1 protein-coding gene is annotated in these 2646 nt (G+C 66.6%); it reads left to right on the forward strand.

The window, feature by feature from the left end; all coding sequences use genetic code 11:
* A partial coding sequence (locus tag AC0L3P_RS39510; protein WP_473309398.1) for a condensation domain-containing protein occupies positions 1-2646 on the forward strand: 2646 nt, incomplete at both ends.

Below are 2646 nucleotides of genomic sequence, written 5' to 3' on the forward strand. Positions count from 1 at the left end.
CTTCTCGGTGTGGCGCGGGTCGGCCGCCACGACCACTTCTTCGAGCTGGGCGGCCATTCGCTGTTGGCGGTGCAGCTCTCAAGCCGGCTGGCGCAGGCTGTTGGCGCCGCACTGCCGCTGATGACGCTGTTCGCCAAACCGGTGCTGGCCGATCTGGCGGGGAGCATTGTCGGGGTGCTGAGCCGCTCCGGTCCGCAAGACCTGCCGGCCATTGTGGCCGTGTCGCGTGATGAGCCACTTGCACCGTCGTTTGCGCAGCAGCGGCTATGGTTTTTGGCGCAGCTGGATCGGGGCAGCACGACCTATCACATGCCGCTGGTGTTGCGGCTGCGCGGCGTGCTCGACCGCAGCGCCTGGCAGCGCAGCCTGGACCGTGTGCTGGCGCGTCATGAGGCGCTGCGCAGTGTCTTTGTCGCGCCGGAGGGCACGCCCCGGGTTGAGGTTCTGCCGCCGGATGCGGGGCTGCCGGTCGTGGAGCACGATCTGCAGGACAGCGTAGATGTGGACGCCGCGCTTGCGGAGCTGTGCCAGGAAGAGGCGCGCACGCCGTTCGATCTGGCGCATGGCCCGCTGATCCGCGGCCGGCTGATCCGGCTGTCGGATCAGGAGCACGTCGTCCTGCTGACGCAGCATCACATTGTCTCGGACGGCTGGTCGCTGGGCGTGTTGCTGCGTGAACTCAGTCAGCTGTACCGGGCGTTCGAGGCCGGAGAAGACGATCCGCTGCCGCCGCTTGCGATCCAGTATCCGGATTATGCCGCCTGGCAGCGGCAGTGGCTCTCGGGCGAGCGGCTGCAGAGCCAGGCGCAGTATTGGCGCAATAATCTATCTGGCGCCCCGGCCCGTCTGGCCTTGCCGACGGACCGGCCGCGGCCGCCGCAACAGTCGTTTGCCGGGGGCAGTGTGCCTGTCGTCATCGACGCGGATCTGACGCGGGGGCTGAAGCAGCTGAGCCGGCAACATGGCACGACGTTGTTCATGACGGTGCTGGCGGCGTGGGCTGCGGTGCTGTCGCGTCTGTCGGGACAGGACGACATTGTGATCGGGGTGCCGAGCGCCAATCGGGGCCGGCGCGAGATCGAAGAGTTGATCGGCTTCTTCGTCAACACCCTGGCGCTTCGCCTCGAGCTGTCGGGCGGACCGAGCGTGGCGGAGCTGTTGGAGCGGACGCGGCGCACGGCATTGGCGGCGCAGGAGCATCAGGACCTGCCGTTTGAGCAGGTGGTGGAGATCGTGCAGCCGCCACGGCATCTTGATCACACGCCGTTGTTCCAGGTGATGTTGGCCTGGCAGCACGACGCCGTCGAATCGTTCGACCTTGCCGGGCTGCGCATCGAGGCGGCGGGGCAGGGCTACGATCAGGTCAAGTTTGATCTGGAGCTGGGCCTTCACGAGCATGGCGAGGTCATCGCCGGGACGCTGGGTTATGCCACGGCGATGTTCGATCAAGCGACGATCGAGCGCCAGCGTGATTATCTGCTGGCGCTGCTGCGCGCGATGGCTGCCGATGCAGGGCAGCCGGTCGGGAGGATCGGGCTGCTGTCGTCCGACGAGCGCGCCTATCTGTTGGAGGAGCTGAACCGGACGGCGGCACCTTATCCTTCGGCGAAGTGCATCCACGAGCTGTTCGAGGCCGAGGTGCGCAAGGCGCCGGACGCGGTGGCGGTGGTCTGCGCGGACGCACGCTTGAGCTATGGCGAGCTCAATGCACGGGCCAACCGGCTGGCGTATCATCTGATCGGGCTCGGGGTGAGGCCGGATCAGCCGGTCGCGATCTGCCTTGAGCGCAGCCTGGCGATGGTGGTGGGGCTGTTGGCGATCCTCAAGGCGGGTGGCGCGTATCTGCCGCTGGATCCGGCCTATCCGTCCGCGCGGCTGCGGCAGGTTCTCGACGATGCGGCGCCGCGACTGCTGCTGGCCGATGCGGCGGGACGCGCCGCGCTCGGCGCCGATGCGCTGGTGGACGTGACGGTGGTTGATCTGGAGACGGCCACGCCAGCCTGGGCAAACCTGCCGGCCTCGGACCCCGACCCGCGTGCGCTCGGCCTGAGCCCACGCCACCTCGCCTATGTGATCTACACCTCCGGATCAACAGGCGCGCCCAAAGGAGCTCAGAACGAACATCAGGCCATCATCAATCGCTTGATCTGGATGCAAAGGGCCTATGGTCTCAAGGCAACGGATATCGTGATGCAGAAGACGCCGTTTGGCTTCGACGTCTCGGCCTGGGAGTTCTTCTGGACGCTGCTTGAAGGTGCGACCCTGGTGCTGGCGCCTCCGGGTGCGCACAAAGATCCCGATGCATTGGTCGACTTGATCATCAGCCAGCGCATCACGACGGTCCACTTCGTGCCGTCCATGCTGGTCAGCTTCTTGGATGCGAAGGGAGTTGAGCACTGCAGATCGCTGCGGCGTCTTGTGTGCAGCGGCGAGGCGCTTGCTGCCGCCAGTGTGCACAAGGCTCGGCGCGTATTGCCCTGGACCGGCCTGCACAATCTCTACGGTCCGACCGAAGCTGCGATCGACGTGACGGCGTGGAGCTGCCCCGATGAGTTTGACGGGTCAGTTGTCCCGATCGGCCGCCCGATTGCGAACACGCGGGTCTATCTGCTGGACGGTCATGGTGCGCCCGTTCCGTTCGGGGCG

This window comes from Bradyrhizobium sp. WSM4874, from assembly GCF_055811835.1.